The sequence below is a fragment of the Microvirga terrestris genome (assembly GCF_015694425.1).
Taxonomy (GTDB): domain Bacteria; phylum Pseudomonadota; class Alphaproteobacteria; order Rhizobiales; family Beijerinckiaceae; genus Microvirga; species Microvirga terrestris.
In genome coordinates, this window is sequence record NZ_JADQDN010000003.1 from 128,083 (window position 1) to 145,560 (window position 17,478).

Consider the following 17,478-nt stretch of genomic DNA (forward strand, 5'->3'; position numbering starts at 1 on the left):
TCAGCGGACAATACGTAAATAATGGGAGCTGTTACTCTCTTATGGTTAATGCTCCTTAACCAACGTTAATCAAAGCTTTCGCAGGTGAATTGCCTTGTCCGTTCTTGGCAGGGACGCGCAAAGAGGCTGCTCAAGCGACTGAAAATTCTGATGTTTTGCAAAAACCGAAACTCAAGATCCTCTCACTTTTGTTCCTGGAGGCCTGTTATGAACTCATGTAACTACGTATTTCCCGAAGCTATAGGCTACGTAGAAGCACCTACGCGACTTGCGAAGGCAGCAGCTTTTGACGGTCAGATTGTATGAGACGTGATCGCTGCGCTGAAGAGAAGAAGAGCATTCAGTGTCCTAGCAACGACAGATTGCCGTGCTGCGGAACGGGAGCTTGGAGATCGACAAAGGGCAAGCCGGAAGTGAGGCCTCTGTTAACCCTAATGCGTGGTGCCGCAGCACCACTTCTTGACCTTAAGCAGGCCGGCATTTACCTCATTTCTTTGAAGATCTTTCAGACATTACAGGCGAGAATTCATTAGCACTATGGCAGGTCCTCGTTGAGGATCGGCATGACGCACTGCCATTTTACCGGTCAGCCCGGATCATAGGTTTGCAACGGATCGAGCCGATGCTCGAGGCATGATGCCCCTCCGTTGAGTCGGCGCATCCGACATTCTGAAGAACTCCTATGTTTTCCAACCGGCAGTTTTTACATGCACGAGCGTTCTGGCCACAGCGATCTGCCTCAATGGAAGGAAGTCGAACGCCTTGCTGCGCTCCAGAAGTTTGACATTATCGATACAGCACCGGAAGTTGAATTCGACAATATTGCGAAGCTGGCGGCTCAGATCTGCAAGACTCCAATTGCCTGTATTTCCTTCCTCGACGAACATCGACAGCGCTTCAAGGCCAGGATTGGGCTGGACCTTACAGAGACTCCTCGCGAGAACTCGGTCTGCAATCATGCCATCCTGCAACCTGGGCCTTTTGTCGTTCCCGATCTGAGCCACGACCCACGCTTCAAGGACAGGGTTCGTATCGAAGGTGAACCAGACTTATCTTTCTACGCAGGTGTTCCGCTCAGAACGAAGGATGGCCTGCCCCTCGGGATGCTCTGCGTTCTCGATCACGTCGTGCGCCCTGAGGGCCTCACCGAGCAGCAGGGAGAAGCGCTTACCACGCTCGCCCAAGCCGTCATGTGTCAGCTCGAATTGAAACTCTCCAGCAAAACGGCGGCGGAAAGCGAGGAGTTCACGCGTCGCCTTCTGGCAAGCTCCGACGATTGCATCAAGGTTTTCGACCTTAAAGGGCGCCTTCGCTTCATGAGCCAGGGCGGCATGCGGGCCATGGAAGTCGAGGACATCCGCGCGATCGAAGGCCGTCACTGGACCGATATCTGGAGCAGCATTGCCAGCGAGGATACCAACGCGGCCGTTGAGGCTGTCAAGTCAGGTGGGATCGGGCGCTTCCAGGGCCCATGCGCCACGATGACAGGAGCCCAGAAGTGGTGGGATGTCGTCGTAACTCCCATCATGGGACAAGATAGTATCCCGCAGGGTTTTCTATGCATCTCACGGGATATCACAGAGTTTCGCGCAACGGAGGAGCGCCTTCGGAGAAGCGAAAGGCGCCTTCGTACTCTTGTGGATGCGATGCCTGCATCCATGAGTTCTCCGCAGATCGTGTGGTTTAGCTCTCCAGAAGGAGACTTCGCCTATTGCAACGACGTCTGGCACGAGTACACCGGCCTGCGTTCCGAGGACGGGCCGGCCGGGAGTTGGACCTCGGTTATCGATCCGCTTCATCGTGAGCGGATCCTCGGCATGTGGCAAAATGCTCTCAGCAAAGGCACATCTTTCGAGATCGAGATGCCTTTGCGTCGCGCCCTGGATGGCATGTACCGCTGGTTCATCGTGCGTGGCCAACCCCTGAAGAACGAGCAGGGTAGGATCGAGCAATGGTTCGGCATTGCCATGGACATCCATGAACGCAAGCAGTCTGAGCAGGCGCTGAGGAAAAGCGAGGAGCGTCTGCAACTGGCCCTGAAGGCCGCCCACATGATTGCGTGGGAGTTCAACCCGCAATCGGGGGCAACCACCCGCTCTGAGAACTCCCTGGCGCTACTTGGGATCAGACCGGGTGTCGACAGAACCTTCATGACAGGCATCCATCCCGATGACCACCAGAAGGTTGAAGACTTTCTGCGGGAGATCCAATTGGATGGAGCCAGTTCCATCGAGTGCCGCTATGTCCTTCCCAGCGGAGAGACACGATGGTTGCGTGCCCGTGGCGAACAAGCCGGCTCCGATCGCATCGTGGGTGTCACCTTCGACATCAGCGAGCAGAAAGAAGCGGAGCAGGAGATCTGGCGTTCAGCCAATCATGACGCTCTGACCGGCCTTCCCAACCGCACCCTGTTTCAGCATCGCCTTGATGCTGCTCTTGACCATGCACGGCAGAGCGGCACAAGTGTCAGCCTTCTCCTGATCGACCTGGACGACTTCAAGGACATCAACGATACCCTTGGTCATGATGCCGGGGATGCTCTGCTGCAGGAAACGGCTCGTCGCCTGTCTACGATGGTGCGCGGATGCGATACCGTTGCGCGGATTGGTGGCGACGAGTTCGCCGTTCTGGTCGTCGACCCGCTGAAGCTGGAAAACGCGACGAGGCTTGGCTCATTGATCGCCGAAATGCTTCGACAGCCGTTTGTCTATCAGAAACGGACGCTGATTAGCCGGGTGAGCATCGGCATCGCCGCTTATCCCGATCATGACGGGAATCCGGCGGAACTCGTCAAGGATTCCGATATCGCGATGTACCAAGCCAAGTCCCAAGGACGAAACCGGGTCATCACGTATTCCCCCGAAATGAGAAACGTCATCGAGCAGCGCGTCTCCCTCGGACGCGACATGCGCGAGGCGATCTCCAACGATGAGATCGTTCCCTTCTATCAGCCGAAGATTTGTCTCACGACGGGAGAGATTATCGGCCTTGAAGCGCTGGCACGTTGGCAGCATCCGACCGAGGGCATTCTCACCCCGGGATATTTCGGCGCCGTATTCGAGGATCATGATATCGCAGCATCCATCGGCAAGCAGCTGATCACGCAAGTGGCTGCGGATGTCCGTAGCTGGCTGGATCGTGATCTCCTATTTGGTAGGGTGGCCCTGAACCTCTCACCAGCCGAGTTCAGCCAAACGGCCATCGTCGACAATCTGCTGCGAACGCTCGATCGGTTGAGGGTGCCAGCGGATATTTTCGAGGTGGAGGTCACGGAAACCGTTCTTCTCGGCAGAAACTCTGACAACGTCTCCTCGGCTCTCGCGGAGTTCAGGCGGCAAGGGATCCAGGTCGCACTGGACGATTTCGGAACCGGATATGCCTCTTTGACTCATCTGAAGCAGTTTCCCGTGGATCATATCAAGATCGACAGGAGCTTCGTGCGGGATCTTGAGCAGGACTCCGATGATGAAGCGATCGTTGCGGCGGTTATCAGCCTTGGAAAGAGCCTGCAGCTTCAGGTCACGGCCGAAGGTGTCGAGACACATGGCCAGGCTCGGCGATTGCGCGAGTTAGGCTGCGATCATGCCCAAGGCTTTCTGTATGCAAAGCCGATGGCCGCCTCACAGGTGCCGGATCTCGTGAGCCGTTGGAACGCCATGCTGGTAAGGCCCCGCTCGGACAAGACGGCAAATTTGCTCAGCAGGTAAGCCTAGAAGTAGTAGCGAGATAGAGGAAGGCTTACGACGTCCTCAAATTCGTCCATCTGCCTTGTCCATCCTGCTTCCAGCCCCATCTGCCTATCGCCGCCTTCCTGCAGAAAGGCATCACGGGATATGGAGTTTAAAGAATGAGCGTCGTCATCTCTACTCCACAGCTTCGTGCCGAGGTGTCTGCCGATGGAGCCGAGCTCATTCGCCTTCAGGATGATCAGGGTCGTGACTGGTTGTGGGATGGAGATCCTGCCTTCTGGACCGGGCGCTCTCCCCTGCTCTTTCCTATCGTCGGTCGAGTCAGAAATGATCGCATCCGTGTTGATGGCTTGGAGTACGAACTGCCCAAGCACGGATTTGCCCGCACGTCCCGCTTCGACATCGAAGAAGCAAACCCATCTTATTGCCGCTTTCGGCTCTGCTCCAGTGAAGCCACACTTCAGGGCTATCCCTTTCCTTTCCAGCTCGACGTCAGCTATGCGGTTGAAGGGGCCACTTTGAGCATCATCTCGAGCGTAGCAAATACCGGCTCCTCCGGAATGCCTGTCTCATTCGGCTTCCATCCGGCCTTTCGATGGCCGCTACCCTATGGCGCCCCGCGCGATGCCCATGAAATCTGGTTTGAGCAGGAGGAAACGGCGCCGATCCGTCGACCTCTTGAAGGCTTAATCAAGCGCGAAACTGAATTGTCCCCCATTCAGGGAAGCACCCTTGCTCTGCGTGACGATCTCTTTGAGGCGGATGCTCTTGTGTTCGATCAATTGAGGAGCCGTTCCATCGGGTATGGTGCGCGTGAAAGCGCCTCGCTTCGGGTCGACTTTCCTGACATGCCGCATTTGGGCATCTGGACCAAACCAGGATCAGGCTTCATCTGCATCGAGCCCTGGCAAGGCTATGCGGATCCACAGGACTTCATAGGCGACTTTTCAGACAAGCCTGGGATTGTTGCCATTCAACCCGGAGAAACGCGCCGCTTCGCAATCGATATAGCTGTCAAGCCGCCGATAGGGCAATCGGATTGAGGGAGACAGGTTGAGATCAATGGCTCGTCACGAGTTCCCGGATCTGCTGGACGACATCATCGCTGCAATAGGGTTTCGGCACGAACCGCCCATCATCGGGGAGGGCTTCGGGAGCGGGACGATGATAAGCCGAGGAGATCAGTAGCGAGATGTGCGGCCAGCGTTGCTGGACGCTCTCAGCGAGATCCAGCCCATTCATGGAGCCCGGCATATCAATGTCGGTAAAGAGAACATGCACGTCCTCCGAGCATGATTCCAGGACCGCCAACGCGACATCGGCATTGGCCGCCTCCAGGACGTGAAAGCCGGCATCCTGAAGATCATCGGCGGCTGCCATGCGTACAAGGGGCTCATCTTCGACCAGGAGAACCACGGGGGAGTGCTGTGAATAATTGTTCATCATGAGGCGAGGAACGAAACTAACCTATGTTAGTTCCTACTGCTCAGGTGGTTATCGAGCAGGGGAACCCGCCATGACGTCGCACAAGTTCAAAGTCGGGGACCGGGTGTATCTTGTCAAGCTGGCAAGCACCAACACGGTGGAAGCTTTTCTGAACATGGTGACCACAACCGATACCACGCGCCGCGACGACATATGGGAGGTCACCCGCCTTCTGCCCGCAGATCAGGCAGGCTTTCAATATCATGTGCGAGGAACCCATGATGGGCCCGTCCGCCTCGTCCGTGAGGAGCAGTTGCAGCCGATCTGATACTCCGGCTGCAAGCAACCTTGGCAAACCCACTGCGCAAGAGGCCTTAGCCGGCTTCTCGTAGAGGAATTTCAGTCTGGTGCTCGACTGGTCCGACGGCTGAATGCCGACGCCGAAAATCGTGAAGCTCCTGCCTCACCGTTTCCAGAACGGGATCAAACGCAGGCCCATGCTCTTTGGCGATGTCGACGAGGACATCGATTGCCCGGAGCAGGCGCTCCTCGGTAACAGGCTCCCACTTGCGCCCTGACCATTCGTCCATCTCAGATCCTCCTCATGGATTGAGACAAACACTGGCCCAACATCCTTGCGGCCCAGTTAAGGATAATGGTTAACGTTTTCTCCTCTCAGCCGCCCGCTTCCGCTCTCTCGGACAACGCCTCAGGCTTATGAAACAATGCCGTTCATGAAACTTTTCACAGCCGCGTTTGTTGATTTGCCGTCAAGCTCTGCCCGATTGTTGTGAACCGACGGACCCGGCCAGTCAGATGACGGCGCTCATTGGCTGAAAGGGACGGAATTGTCTTGGCGTGGAGATGCAGTGCTCCATGTACAAAGTACACAGCTGCAGAACAAGCAAACATGTTCATTGACGACTTCTGAAAGGGAGCATGGGCTCTTGGTGCAATCTGAACTTAAAACGCAGACATTGCCCCATCGTGCCCGTAGCCCCCACCCTCATGAGCGTTCTGAGCGCCGGCATGAGCGTGATGAGACGCACTGGACCACCCATGAGATCGAAACGCCCGGGCAAGAGGGAGCGCGCCCTCTCGTTGTCGATCTCGACGGCACCCTGATTGCTTCCGACCTTCTGATCGAGACCGCCTTTTCGGAACTGGGCCGCCGGCCGCAATCCATGGTCGACATGCTGATGGCACTCTCCCGTGGCAAGGCAGTTCTGAAGCATCGCCTCTCCAAGCCTGCAGATTTCGATCCAGGAACGTTGCCGTACGACCCCGAGGTCCTGTCCCTGATCCGTCAGGCCAGAGCGGCAGGACGCCGAGTTTATCTCGCTTCCGCCAGTCATCAGCGTCTGGTGGAGAGCATTGCCGACTACCTCGTCCTCTTCACGGGGTGGTTCGCTTCCAACGAGACCACGAATCTGGCAGGCCACAGGAAAGCCCAGCAACTCGTCGAGGCCTTCGGCGAGCGCGGCTTCGACTATGTCGGCAATGACGCCGCCGATCTTCCCGTTTGGGAAAAGGCTGCAAAGTCGATTGCCATCCGCGCACCTGCCGGGTGCGTAGACGGCTTGCCCGCCAATGTCCCGATGCAGAGCACCTGAACCATTCGCGCCCGACGTGGCGGACCTGGGCCAAGATGCTGCGTGTGCATCAATATGCCAAAAACGCGCTCATCTTCCTCCCGCTCCTGGCGGCTCATCTGTTCACGCTGGAAGCTGTCACCCAAGCTGTTCCGGCCTTCGTTGCCTTCTCGCTTTGCGCTTCCAGCATCTACATTCTCAATGATCTGGTGGATCTGCAGGACGACCGCAGGCATCGCAGCAAGTGCAAGCGCCCCCTGCCAAGCGGCGCCATTTCACTGATGCATGGGGTCATGGCCATACCAGTTCTCTTTCTCGGGGCCTTAGCTGTCGGGTCTGCCGTGTCGCTGTCGTTCTTAGGCGTGCTGCTGGGCTACTTCATCCTCACCACCGCCTATTCCTTCATGCTCAAGCGCATGATGGTGGTCGACGTGATTACGTTGGCAGGCCTTTACTCAGTTCGGGTGATCGGCGGTGCTGTCGCGATATCTGTCGCGGTATCGGAGTGGCTGATCGCCTTCAGCATGATGATCTTCATGTCTCTGGCCCTGATCAAACGCTTGGAACTGGCAGCACGTCGCGACGCCAACCTCCCGGATCCCACCAGCCGCGACTACAAGAACAGCAACCTTGACATCGTGGCAGCCCTGGCCGCGGCTGCCGGCTTCAATGCCGTGACGATCCTGGCACTCTACATCTCGAGCGACAGGGTGAATGAACTCTATTCGCGCCCGCAGCTACTGTGGCTCGTGGGACCGCTTCTCATGTTCTGGATTGCCCGTGCTCTGATGCTCGCTGGACGCCGGATCATGGATGATGATCCGGTGGTGTTTGCCGTTCGGGACAGGGGCAGCCTTCCGACGGTAGCGGCCGCCGTTATCCTGATTGTAGCGGCCGTCTAGGCCATGTCCCGTCGGCAAGTAATTGAGCGCGTAAGCCCTTCTCGAACCCTCCTTCCAAATCTCAAGGGAGGTGGGGAACGATGATGTTTGTCCGCTATGTCCTGTTCGCCACCGTTGCGACGCTGATCAATCTGGCTATTCAGGAGATCGTCGTCCAGATGGCCCCTGTGGCGCCCATAACTCTATCCATTCTCATGGGCACGGCCGCCGGCTGCGTCTTGAAATACGTGCTCGACAAGAAGTGGGTGTTCGATGATGACTATGGAGGACATCGGCAGGAGGCCCAGAAGGTCACCCTCTATGGCGCCTTTAGCGTCCTGACCACCCTGGTCTTCTGGGGTTTCGAGGTGGCCTTCTGGATGATCTGGCAGACGGATCTGGCAAAATATCCCGGTGCGATTCTTGGACTTGCGATCGGTTATGCGGCCAAGTTCATTCTGGATCGGACCTTCGTGTTCAAGGAGCGGCAGGCATGACGGAACTCACCGGTTGGGGACGCTACCCCCCGCCATCCGTCAGAGCCTCTCAGCCCCACGTCGCCTAATGCCCTCCCTTGCCTGATGGCATCCCGGACCGGGCTGGTGGCCCGTGGCAACGGGCGCGCTTATGGCGATGCCGCCATTGGAGAACGGGTTACCCTCATGACCCGAGGGTTCGATCGCATCCGGGGCTTTGATCAGAGGACAGGTCGTATCCAAGTGGAAGCAGGTGTCCTGCTCTCCGACCTGCTCGACATCGTAGTCCCAAAGGGCATTTTCCCTCCCGTTGTGCCGGGCACCAAGTTCGTGACCATCGGGGGCATGATCGCCTCGGATGTCCGCGGCAAGAACCACCACCGGGACGGTGGGTTCGGTGACTACGTGGAAAGCCTGACCCTGGCTCTGCCGGATGGAGGCGTCGTCACCTGCTCGCGTGACGAAAATCCTGAGCTCCTGTCCGCCACGATCGGCGGAATGGGGCTCACAGGCACCATCCTCGATGCCACCTTCCATCTTCGGCCTATCGAGACCGGTTGGATGCGCCAGACAACTACCGTTGCCCGTAATCTCGATGGCGCCATCCGGGCGCTCCAGGAGACAAGCCGCGCAACCTATTCGGTGACCTGGATCGATTGCCTTGCCCGTGGCGCATCGCTCGGCCGTTCGCTGATCTTTGCGGCGGAGCATGCCGACCGGCGAGACGTAGAGGCTCTACGGCCTGGAGCCGAGCCCTATCCCACCTCCAGGCTCGGACGCCTGGGCGTTCCGCTTGACCTGCCCTCCTTCGCTCTCAACCGTCTGTCAGTATCAATCTTCAACGAGTTGTACTTCCGGGCAGGAGCCGTGAAATCCGGCTATCCGTTCCTGGTTCATTGGAACCCCTATTTCTTCCCCCTCGACGGAATAGGGAACTGGAACCGGATCTACGGGCGGGAGGGCTTCCTGCAGTACCAATGCGTCATTCCCACATTGCAGGCACAGGCGGTTCTGGGCAGCATCATTGAACGCGTTTCCAAACATGGCAACGCATCCTTCCTGGCGGTACTCAAGCAACTGGGCTCAAGTCATGGCGACCTCTCGTTCCCGCTCGAGGGCTTCACCCTGACCCTCGACTTGCCCGTCAGCGACGATGTCTTCCCCCTGCTCGACGAGCTTGACCGCTTCGTGGTCGAAGCCGGGGGACGGCTCTATCTAGCCAAGGACGCAAGGCAATTGCCTGCAACCTTCGAGGCCGGCTATCCCGGATTGCCCCGCTTTCGCGACCTGCGACGGGCCATTGGGGCGACCGGCCGGATTTCTTCGCGTCTGTCGGTACGGCTGGGCATTTGATGGAACTTTCCAAAACCCTCCTTCTGGTTGGCGGCACCTCCGATATCGGGCGGGCCACGGCCTTGCACTACGCTAAGGCCGGATGGCATGTGCAGCTCGCCGCCCGAAACGAGGAGGAAGCCCGTCGCAACGCCGACGACATCCGCGCTCGGACCGGCGCCGAGGTGACGGTTCACCGGATCGACATTCTCGAGACCAGCGACTTCGACAGCCTTGCCAGCAGCCTGCCAACGCTGCCGGATACGGTGGTGTGTGTTGTCGGCGAACTAGGCGATCAGGCGAAGGGCCAAATTGATATCGCTCACGCATCTCTTGTGTTGCGAACGAACTTCGAGGGTCCGGCACTCCTGCTCGGCTTCTTCGCCGAGCGCTTCCTGGCACGCGGATCCGGCACTCTCGTCGGCGTGAGTTCCGTGGCAGGCGATCGCGGCCGCGGCTCCAACTATCTCTACGGTGCTGCCAAGGCGGGCTTTACGGCTTTCCTATCGGGCCTGCGCAACCGCTTGGCACCCAAAGGCCTGCGGGTGGTGACGGTCAAGCCCGGCTTCGTGCGCACGCAGATGACGGCCGGCATGAAGCTGCCTCCCGTTCTTACCGCGGCGCCTGGCGAGGTAGGCCGTGCCATCTTCACGGCAGCGGAGAAGAGCGGCCGCGACGTCATTTATGTGCGCCCGGTCTGGCTTCCCGTGATGATGGTGATCGGGAGCATTCCGGAACGTTTCTTCAAACGCTTGCGCCTCTAACCCTAACGCGCGGAGGACCAGAAAACATGTGGCCCATGACTGAGTGCTTCGTGAAGGTCGGTCCGATTCTGCTCGCTGTCGCGGTCCTCCTCGCGCTTCTGCTCACCCTGCCAGGGCAAACCGTCACGACCGCTTATCTCAACGACCTTTTCATCTTCCTCGACGGTGCACATCGGATTGCGTCCGGTCAGGTTCCCAACCGTGACTTCCACACGGCGCTGGGCCCGCTTTCCTTCTATATACCCGCTCTCGGATACTGGATATCCGGCACCATGGGCGGCGCGATGCCGACCGCCATGGGGGCTATGACCCTCGGGCTTGTTATTCCGATGATCCACATCCTCGGTTCGCGTCTGCGGCCAGTGGTGGCAAACCCCTTTGGCCTGTTCCTGCTCCTGATCGTCGCCGTTCCCATAAACCTCGGCGAGAGCATCGCATCCCTGTCATTCGCGATGTTCTACAACCGGATCGGATGGGCCGCTCTCAGCACGCTTCTCGTCATCTACCTTCAGCCAGAGAAGCCACGCGGCCGTCAAGAGATGCTCGATGCGATCTGCGCCGTCGCCCTCGCCCTGCTGCTGCTTTACACCAAGGCGACCTACGGCTTGGTTGCCCTCGCCTTTCTTGGCTTCATGCTGTTCGACGCCCGACAGCGTCGATGGGTGCTTTGGACCCTCGGTCTACTCGTCGTCTCGGCATTGCTCATTGAAGCCATATGGCAATCATCTCTCGCCTATCTTGACGATCTCGCGCTCGCGGGCCAGGTGAGCGGAAGCCGCGGCATCGTCGATCTGTGGCTGGCCTTCCTCCGCCATCTTACTGACTATGGGCTCCTCGCCATCTTTGCTGGACTTGTGCTCTGGCGATCCCGCAGCCTTCGCGATCTGATGTTCTTCGGAATTTGCGCAGGCCCCGGCCTGATCATCCAAAGCCAGAACTCTCAGTCCTGGGGGATCATCACAGTGTTCACCGGCGCAGCTGTCGCGGTGGAGTTGCTGCTGCGCTCTTGCCGACTCAAGGATCGAGAAGAGAGCAGCATTTTAGCCCGCGGGGCTCCGCTTCTGCTGATTGCCTTTCTCTTGCCGGCAAGCCTTCACTGCTTCGTAACACTCGGCGTGCATTTCATCGCTGCCACGGCACGTATAGGCGAGCCTTTCGGGCTCCCTCGCTTCGGTGAACTGAGACTGACCAATCTCTGGATGCCGGGTGACTGCAGTTTCATGAGTGACTATCTCATGAGCATTCGAGAAGGCGCGCGACTCTTGAGCGAACTTTCCGTGAAGCCCAAGAACGTCTCGGTCCTGGATTTCGCCAATCCTTTTTCGGCAGGCCTGGATCTGCCGCCTTCCCACGGTGATTATGCGTGGCTCCACTGGGGCCGCAACGTTGATGACGCCCATCATCTGGCACCGGAGCAGTTGCTCGGGGACGTCGATGTGCTGATGGTGCCGAAGGCCGGCGTCAACGGCATCCCGCTCCGCAATCTTTATGGAGCTTACATCCGAGAGGCATTTGATCCCATCCGCCATACCGATCAATGGACCCTGTACAAACGCCGTGAACCGAACATGCTCAGCAGCGTCGGACAGTCGGTGGATTGAGATTGGGGTTCCACGGCTCGAACCTTGGAAGTCCCATACGAAGGGTTAGCAAATAGCGCCCGTACGGCTTGAGCCATTCGCTCGCTGCTCGACCGGGCGCTATAAAGGATCCGAAATCCCGCAGCCCAGGCTCGTCGATAACAAACGAAACCTCGGCGTAGCTTGCAGGGAGAGTTCCTATGCATTGAGAGGCCTGTGCTGAAGCACCTGGCTCTTGTCACTGCTTCTGGTTATGGGCAAGGTTTGAAGCTCCTAGCTATAGTGCAGCCCCGTTCGAAACCTACTCCTGCAAGGATTTATCCCCGTACTCTGCGGATGCCGCTTTCAGTGATCAGGACAACTGATTGGAACCGCTGCCTTATTTGGGATGTTTACGGTTGAGCCAAGCCGTTTCGGCTGGCAATCGATAAGTGAGGCTGTGTCTGACTATGGCGGATAATCCGGCTGTCCAGCAACCTGGAACGCAGCAATCTTCTTCGGCCGCAACAACCATGTGGGCTGTGGTTCTCGGCTGGGCCCTTATTAGGCTCGTCGCCAACGGGGAGCGCCGCTCCGCTCCTGCCGCAGCCGGACGTCAAGTGCGACGCCCTCAGCAGCAGGGCGCAAGCGAAAACCGTGACCGCGATACTGGTTTCTCTGAAAAGCAGCATGCCCCACCGCAAGCAGCCAACGAGCAGGGCCGCGGGCGCAGTGCTAACACGCCGACCGAGATCCCATCTAAAGGCTGGAAGGACATTCTGTGGCGCACCTATGAGGAATTCGGCAAGGACCGCGTGATGTCCGTTGCCGCTGGCGTAACCTATTATGCTCTGCTTGCCATCTTTCCGGCTATTGCCGCCTTGGTCTCGCTCTACGGCCTCTTCGCTGATCCTGTTTCGCTGCAGGATCACCTCAACACTCTGTCGGGCGTCCTTCCTAGCGGCGCACTCGACATCATTCGCGAGCAGGTCACACGGATTGCCTCACAAGGCGGGGGGACCTTGGGCTTCAGCTTCGTCATCGGTCTCGTCATCTCGCTCTGGAGCGCCAATGCGGGGATGAAGGCCGTCTTCGACGCCCTAAATATCGTGTATGACGAGGAGGAGAAGAGAAGCTTTATCAAACTGAACGTCATGTCTCTGTCGTTCACCTTGGGAGCAATCGTCTTCATTATACTCGCCGTTACGGGAATTATCGTCCTTCCGATCCTTCTGGATTTCGTTGGCCTGGGTAAGAGCCTCGAATGGCTACTGTCTCTGGCACGCTGGCCAGTCCTTCTGCTCATTGTCGTTTTTGGCCTGTCGCTGGTGTATCGCTACGGTCCGAGCCGCGACAAGGCGGAGTGGAAATGGGTCACGCCGGGCGGCCTTATCGCTGCCGTGCTCTGGCTTGCCGTATCGATGCTGTTCTCTTGGTACGTCGCCAATTTCGGCAGCTACAACGAAACCTATGGTTCATTGGGGGCAGTCATCGGCTTCATGACTTGGATCTGGATCTCAAGCGTCGTTGTTCTGCTCGGCGCCGAGATCAACGCCGAAATGGAACACCAGACGGCCAAGGATACGACGGAGGGAGCCCACCAGCCTATGGGTACTCGCGGCGCGCAGATGGCGGATACGGTCGGCGTTGCGAAGAGCTGACCCTGCAGACACAGATGACAAAGGCGCTCTCAGGGGAGCGCCTTTTCTTTTGTGCTTTTGATCGCAAGCCGACCTTCCGTCAGGCGTATGACCTTCGAGGATTTGTACGAGCGCGCCGCGATGCGATCACTGATCGACAGTCCCTCGACACCCTCGCCAAGGGCATCCACAAAGCCCTATGTCTCATGCCCGAGCGCGCCCGGTTCCGAGAGACTTCAAGGCTTGGCTTTAGGCGCCGCCACTCAAGGAGCATTCTGGCTGTTCTTCTCCGCCACGTAGTCCCTGCGCGCGGCGCTGTCCGGCTCTACATTCCTCTCAGCGCACCAGCCGGCGAAAGCCTCCGGCTCGATCAGGATGCGCCTGACTTGAAGTCCGGTCGCTCGGCCAACGGCTTCGTTGTTCTCAGCAGCCGCAAGCCAGCTCTCATAAGTAGACGCCAGATTATGCCGGTCGGACATCATCTCGCGGATGCGCTGGTAATGTTCAGGTCGGTACCATGGCAGTCCGATAAGACGCACCGGCTCATTCGTCATCCTTGTCGCCCCCACATTGATCCAGCCATCGAGCCCTCTCGTTTCGGGAGGGCTCGATGCTGCAGCGTTTCTTCAACTCAGCATATAGAACACAGCAGGTGCCGCAGTCAGCAATCCGGCTGCCGTCAATAACGTAAGCCGATGATCGGGGTTCGCGATGCGATGAACTTTTCGGGCGGTCGTTCCGGCCTCCATGCTCCAACCGTTCATGCAGGAGCAGAGCAGGCGATGAGAGGCTCCCTCGGACAGCTCGAAGAATTCCATAGCGTCTCCGAGGGTGTCGCCCTTCAAGCCTGCGGCTCGCAGAATCGGATCCTCGAAGGCAACCGTGATCGGCGACTCGTCCGACCTCAATTGAGGCCGCTTGTCTTTCGGAACGAACTCGATCTCGCCCAGCGACCTCAGGCGACGCTTCGGCTGGCGCTCCAGCACTTCAGCCCAACGTTCGAGGCGCTCGCGACGGGACAGGAAACCTTGGGCGAACTCATGCACCTCAGCGACGCTACGCAGCTTCTCTACAGGCTTGTGTTCCATAGGTATTCTCCTGCAACGGAGCCGACCCGTATCCGGGCCGAGCCCAGGGGAACCTATGATCCTCTGAGTCCCTGGCTTTTTTGCGTCAAAGCAAGCGCATCGTGCGGAAAAGTGGGCCCGGTTTTCTGGCCCTAACGATGCGCTGTCTTGAAAAGGCTCTTGCCGGTCAGAAGAGAGTTTCGTGCGGGTGCGCCACGTGTTCTTGGAAGATCGCGCCGGTCGAGGGCTCGACCTCCTTGAGCACGACGGCATAGCCCCAGAGATTGGCCACCATCTGCAGCACTCTCTGGGCATCGTCCTTATGGAGCAGGGTCCGGTTTAAGACATGATGGTGGAGAATCAGGCGCCGATCGCCAGCGAGATCTACATCGATCACCTGGATGTCTGGGTCGCTCCAGCCGACATCATAATGACGCGACAGGGAACGGCGCAGCCGGCGGTAGCCTCGCTCGTCATGGATGGCCTCAATCCTGAGCTCCGGCTGGTCAGGATCATCAACGAGATGGAACATCCGCCACTGCCGCATCAGATGCGGGCTCAGATACTGCGAGATGAAGCTCTCGTCCCGGTAGTTGGCCCATACATCCCGCAGGACCGCCATGGCGTCGCCGCTGCCGGCAATCTCGGGGAACCACTCCCGGTCCTCGGCCGTGGGCTTGGTGCAGATGCGCTCGATGTCCTGCATCATGCCGAAACCGAGGGCATAAGGATTGATACCGCCGTAATGCGGGTCGTCGTATTCCGCCTGGCGCGTAACGTTCGTATGGGATTGGAGGAATTCGAGGAAGGCGCCGTCGCTGATCTGCCCGGTCTCGTGCAGGCGGGTCATGATGCGGTAGTGGCAATAGGTGGCGCAGCCCTCATTCATCACCTTGGTCTGCCGCTGCGGGTAGAAATACTGCGCGATCTGGCGGACGATTCGCAGGATCTCCCGCTGCCAGAGCTGAAGGCGGGGGGCGGACTTCTCGAGGAAGTACAGGAGATTTTCCTGCGGCAGTTCCAGGAGGGCGCGGCGGCGCTCGTCGCTCAACTGCGGCTTCGCGGCAGCTCCCTTCGTGGGCACCGTGCGCCAGAGGTCGTTGAAGGTCTGCTCCAGATGGAGATGTCGCTCCTTCTCCCGCCGCTCTTCGGAGCGCAGATCGGGGCGTTTCTTGCGCGGATAGCGGTGAATGCCATGGGACATCAGCGCGTGGGCGGCATCGAGCACGCGCTCCACGGCGGCATGACCGTAGCGCTCCTCGCACCGCGTGATGTAGCCTTTTGCGAATTCGAGATAGTCGAGGATCCCGTCGGCGTCCGTCCATTCCTGGAAGAGATAGTTATTCTTGAAGAAATGGTTGTGCCCGAAAGCCGCGTGGGCGATCACGAGCGTCTGCATTGTGGCCGAGTTCTCCTCCATGATGTAGGAGATGCACGGGTTCGAATTGATGACGATCTCATAGGCCAAGCCCATGAACCCCTGGCGGTAGCTCGCCTCATGGAGCGCGAAGCGCTTGCCGAAGGACCAATGCTTGTAGAACAGGGGCATGCCGATGGAGGCATAGGCGTCGAGCATCTGCTCGGCGGTGATCACCTCGATCTGGTTCGGGTAGACGTCGAGCCCCATCTCTCCGACGCCGATAGCCTCGACGGCATCATGAATGCGCTGAATGGTGCCGAAATCCCAGTCGGCACCCTGGAACAGCAGATTATCGCGCTCCATCACGCTCATGGCACCCTGGCTCCTGCCTCCGCGTCGCGCCGGCGGAAGAGTTCGCGGAAGACGGGGTAGATCTCACGGCGGTGATTCACCTTGCGCATGGCGAGGTGGGCGCCCTGCTCCTGCAGCGTCTCGTAGGTCTGCCAGAGGGATGTTTTGTGATTGATGAAGCCGGTCTGCATCCGGTCGCTGTCGCTGCCGACCTCCAGATAGGCATAGTACTGGCAGACGGGGAGGAGCACATCTCTGAGAAGGGCCGCGCTGGTGCTACCGTCGTTGGGAGAGTTGTCGCCGTCGGAGGCCTGGGCCGCATAGATGTTCCAAGCGTCCGGGGAATAGCGCTCCTCCACGATCCGCTGCATCTCGCGCAAGGCCGAGGACACCACCGTACCGCCCGTCTCGGGGCTGTTGAAGAAGGTCTCCTCATCCACCTCCTTCGCCTCATGAGTGTGCCGGATGAAGACGATCTCCACGTGCTTGTAGCGGCGCGTCAGGAAGATGTAGAGCAGCATGTAGAACCGCTTGGCGAGGTCCTTCATGTGCTCCGTCATGGAGCCCGACACGTCCATCAGGCAGAACATCACCGCCTGGGCGACCGGCCGCGAGACCGGCTCGAAGCGGCGATAGCGTAGATCGAGGGGATCGATATAGGGAAAGCGCTTGGTGCGCAGCCTCAGCTGCTCAAGCTCCTGGCGCAGCGCGGTGAGATGCTCGGACGGCCCTTCCTGCGTCTCGAGCCGCTCGATCTCCTCTTCGAGACGAAGCAGTTCGTGGGGCTTAGGGCGTCGCATGGCAATGCGGCGCGACAGGGCATTCCGCATGGAGCGCAGCAGGGCCAAGTTCACCGGGGAGCCCGTGACCGTGTAGCCTGCCCGCCGCAACCCTTGCGTCTCGACCGTTGCGACCCGCCGCTTGGCGAGGTCAGGCAGCTCTAGATCGTCAAGGAAAAGATCGAGGAATTCGTCGCGCGTCAGGGCGAAGCGGAAATCGTCATCACCCTCGCCGTTGTCCCCACCGGACGAGCTGCCGCCCCCGCCGCCGGGCGGCCTGTCGATCGTATCGCCTTCGATGAAGCGCTTGTTGCCGGGCAGAATGTGATCATGCACGCCACCTTCGCCCGAGCGCCGGAAGCTGGGCTCGCGAACACCATCGGCTGGGATCGTGACTTCCCCTCCCCGTTCGAGATCGGTGATGTCCCGGTCTCCTGCGGTCTGGCGCACCGCCCTCTGGATCTGCGCCTTGGCGCGGCGAAGGAAGCGTTGGCGGTTCGCCAGACTCTTGCCCCCTGGGTTGAGGCGCCGGTCGATGATGTACATAGGAACGCCTGATCTGC

16 protein-coding genes are annotated in these 17,478 nt (G+C 59.0%); 10 read left to right on the forward strand and 6 right to left on the reverse strand.

What is annotated here, in order from left to right; all coding sequences use genetic code 11:
* Positions 1-707: 707 nt before the first annotated feature.
* On the forward strand, positions 708-3,707 hold the full coding sequence (locus tag I2H36_RS07680; RefSeq protein ID WP_196263306.1) for a bifunctional diguanylate cyclase/phosphodiesterase: 3,000 nt from the start codon (positions 708-710) through the stop codon (positions 3,705-3,707).
* A 140-nt stretch (positions 3,708-3,847) separates the two neighbouring features.
* Positions 3,848-4,732 (forward strand): aldose 1-epimerase family protein, encoded by an 885-nt coding sequence (locus I2H36_RS07685; protein ID WP_196263307.1) that lies wholly within the window; start codon positions 3,848-3,850, stop codon positions 4,730-4,732.
* 16 nt (positions 4,733-4,748) lie between these two features.
* On the opposite strand, the gene I2H36_RS07690 is transcribed toward I2H36_RS07685, so the two are convergent.
* Positions 4,749-5,135 (reverse strand): response regulator, encoded by a 387-nt coding sequence (locus tag I2H36_RS07690; protein WP_196263308.1) that lies wholly within the window; start codon positions 5,133-5,135, stop codon positions 4,749-4,751.
* Positions 5,136-5,205: 70 nt separating this feature from the next.
* Between I2H36_RS07690 and I2H36_RS07695 the strand changes: the two genes are divergently transcribed.
* Positions 5,206-5,442: a hypothetical protein gene (locus tag I2H36_RS07695; RefSeq protein WP_196263309.1), complete on the forward strand. Its 237-nt coding sequence runs from the start codon at positions 5,206-5,208 to the stop codon at positions 5,440-5,442.
* 46 nt (positions 5,443-5,488) lie between these two features.
* Here the strand turns inward: I2H36_RS07695 and I2H36_RS07700 are convergent, their stop codons facing one another.
* Positions 5,489-5,704, reverse strand: a complete 216-nt coding sequence (locus tag I2H36_RS07700; RefSeq protein WP_196263310.1) for a hypothetical protein — start codon at positions 5,702-5,704, stop codon at positions 5,489-5,491.
* 360 nt (positions 5,705-6,064) lie between these two features.
* Between I2H36_RS07700 and I2H36_RS19975 the strand changes: the two genes are divergently transcribed.
* The 7 genes from I2H36_RS19975 (at position 6,065) to I2H36_RS07730 (ending at position 13,379) form a co-directional block, all read left to right on the forward strand.
* Entirely contained in the window at positions 6,065-6,727 is a 663-nt protein-coding gene (locus I2H36_RS19975; RefSeq protein ID WP_343234422.1) for a haloacid dehalogenase-like hydrolase, read from the forward strand.
* Positions 6,682-7,608, forward strand: a complete 927-nt coding sequence (locus I2H36_RS19980; protein ID WP_343234414.1) for a UbiA family prenyltransferase — start codon at positions 6,682-6,684, stop codon at positions 7,606-7,608. The genes I2H36_RS19975 and I2H36_RS19980 overlap by 46 nt, the downstream gene beginning before the upstream one ends.
* 80 nt (positions 7,609-7,688) lie before the next feature.
* Positions 7,689-8,084 (forward strand): GtrA family protein, encoded by a 396-nt coding sequence (locus I2H36_RS07710; RefSeq protein WP_196263311.1) that lies wholly within the window; start codon positions 7,689-7,691, stop codon positions 8,082-8,084.
* An 84-nt stretch (positions 8,085-8,168) separates the two neighbouring features.
* Entirely contained in the window at positions 8,169-9,416 is a 1,248-nt protein-coding gene (locus I2H36_RS07715) for an FAD-binding protein (protein WP_196263312.1), read from the forward strand.
* Entirely contained in the window at positions 9,416-10,159 is a 744-nt protein-coding gene (locus I2H36_RS07720; protein WP_196263313.1) for an SDR family oxidoreductase, read from the forward strand. The genes I2H36_RS07715 and I2H36_RS07720 overlap by 1 nt, the downstream gene beginning before the upstream one ends.
* Before the next feature lie 272 nt (positions 10,160-10,431).
* Positions 10,432-11,760 (forward strand): hypothetical protein, encoded by a 1,329-nt coding sequence (locus I2H36_RS07725; RefSeq protein WP_196263314.1) that lies wholly within the window; start codon positions 10,432-10,434, stop codon positions 11,758-11,760.
* A 428-nt stretch (positions 11,761-12,188) separates the two neighbouring features.
* The gene (locus I2H36_RS07730; RefSeq protein WP_196263315.1) at positions 12,189-13,379 is read left to right on the forward strand and encodes a YihY/virulence factor BrkB family protein; all 1,191 of its coding nucleotides are present in this window, start codon (positions 12,189-12,191) and stop codon (positions 13,377-13,379) included.
* A 242-nt stretch (positions 13,380-13,621) separates the two neighbouring features.
* Here I2H36_RS07730 and I2H36_RS07735 read toward each other — a convergent pair whose 3' ends face one another.
* The 4 genes from I2H36_RS07735 to I2H36_RS07750 all read right to left on the reverse strand — a co-directional run bounded on the left by I2H36_RS07735 (position 13,622) and on the right by I2H36_RS07750 (position 17,461).
* A complete protein-coding gene (locus tag I2H36_RS07735) occupies positions 13,622-13,912 on the reverse strand; it encodes a hypothetical protein (RefSeq protein WP_196263316.1) in 291 nt (96 codons plus the stop codon).
* Between the two features lie 72 nt (positions 13,913-13,984).
* A complete protein-coding gene (locus I2H36_RS07740; protein WP_196263317.1) occupies positions 13,985-14,446 on the reverse strand; it encodes a hypothetical protein in 462 nt (153 codons plus the stop codon).
* A gap of 166 nt (positions 14,447-14,612) precedes the next feature.
* Positions 14,613-16,157, reverse strand: coding sequence for a SpoVR family protein (locus I2H36_RS07745; RefSeq protein WP_196263318.1), 1,545 nt, complete (start codon positions 16,155-16,157; stop codon positions 14,613-14,615).
* On the reverse strand, positions 16,154-17,461 hold the full coding sequence (locus I2H36_RS07750; RefSeq protein ID WP_196263319.1) for a YeaH/YhbH family protein: 1,308 nt from the start codon (positions 17,459-17,461) through the stop codon (positions 16,154-16,156). Before I2H36_RS07750 ends, I2H36_RS07745 begins: the two co-directional genes overlap by 4 nt.
* Positions 17,462-17,478: the final 17 nt, after the last annotated feature.

Coding starts and splice junctions, on each gene's coding strand:
- I2H36_RS07680 (WP_196263306.1), top strand. CDS start 708: ATGCACGAGCGTTCTGGCCACAGCGATCTGCCTCAATGGAAGGAAGTC.
- I2H36_RS07685 (WP_196263307.1), top strand. CDS start 3,848: ATGAGCGTCGTCATCTCTACTCCACAGCTTCGTGCCGAGGTGTCTGCC.
- I2H36_RS07690 (WP_196263308.1), bottom strand. CDS start 5,135: ATGATGAACAATTATTCACAGCACTCCCCCGTGGTTCTCCTGGTCGAA.
- I2H36_RS07695 (WP_196263309.1), top strand. CDS start 5,206: ATGACGTCGCACAAGTTCAAAGTCGGGGACCGGGTGTATCTTGTCAAG.
- I2H36_RS07700 (WP_196263310.1), bottom strand. CDS start 5,704: ATGGACGAATGGTCAGGGCGCAAGTGGGAGCCTGTTACCGAGGAGCGC.
- I2H36_RS07710 (WP_196263311.1), top strand. CDS start 7,689: ATGATGTTTGTCCGCTATGTCCTGTTCGCCACCGTTGCGACGCTGATC.
- I2H36_RS07715 (WP_196263312.1), top strand. CDS start 8,169: ATGGCATCCCGGACCGGGCTGGTGGCCCGTGGCAACGGGCGCGCTTAT.
- I2H36_RS07720 (WP_196263313.1), top strand. CDS start 9,416: ATGGAACTTTCCAAAACCCTCCTTCTGGTTGGCGGCACCTCCGATATC.
- I2H36_RS07725 (WP_196263314.1), top strand. CDS start 10,432: ATGGGCGGCGCGATGCCGACCGCCATGGGGGCTATGACCCTCGGGCTT.
- I2H36_RS07730 (WP_196263315.1), top strand. CDS start 12,189: ATGGCGGATAATCCGGCTGTCCAGCAACCTGGAACGCAGCAATCTTCT.
- I2H36_RS07735 (WP_196263316.1), bottom strand. CDS start 13,912: ATGACGAATGAGCCGGTGCGTCTTATCGGACTGCCATGGTACCGACCT.
- I2H36_RS07740 (WP_196263317.1), bottom strand. CDS start 14,446: ATGGAACACAAGCCTGTAGAGAAGCTGCGTAGCGTCGCTGAGGTGCAT.
- I2H36_RS07745 (WP_196263318.1), bottom strand. CDS start 16,157: ATGAGCGTGATGGAGCGCGATAATCTGCTGTTCCAGGGTGCCGACTGG.
- I2H36_RS07750 (WP_196263319.1), bottom strand. CDS start 17,461: ATGTACATCATCGACCGGCGCCTCAACCCAGGGGGCAAGAGTCTGGCG.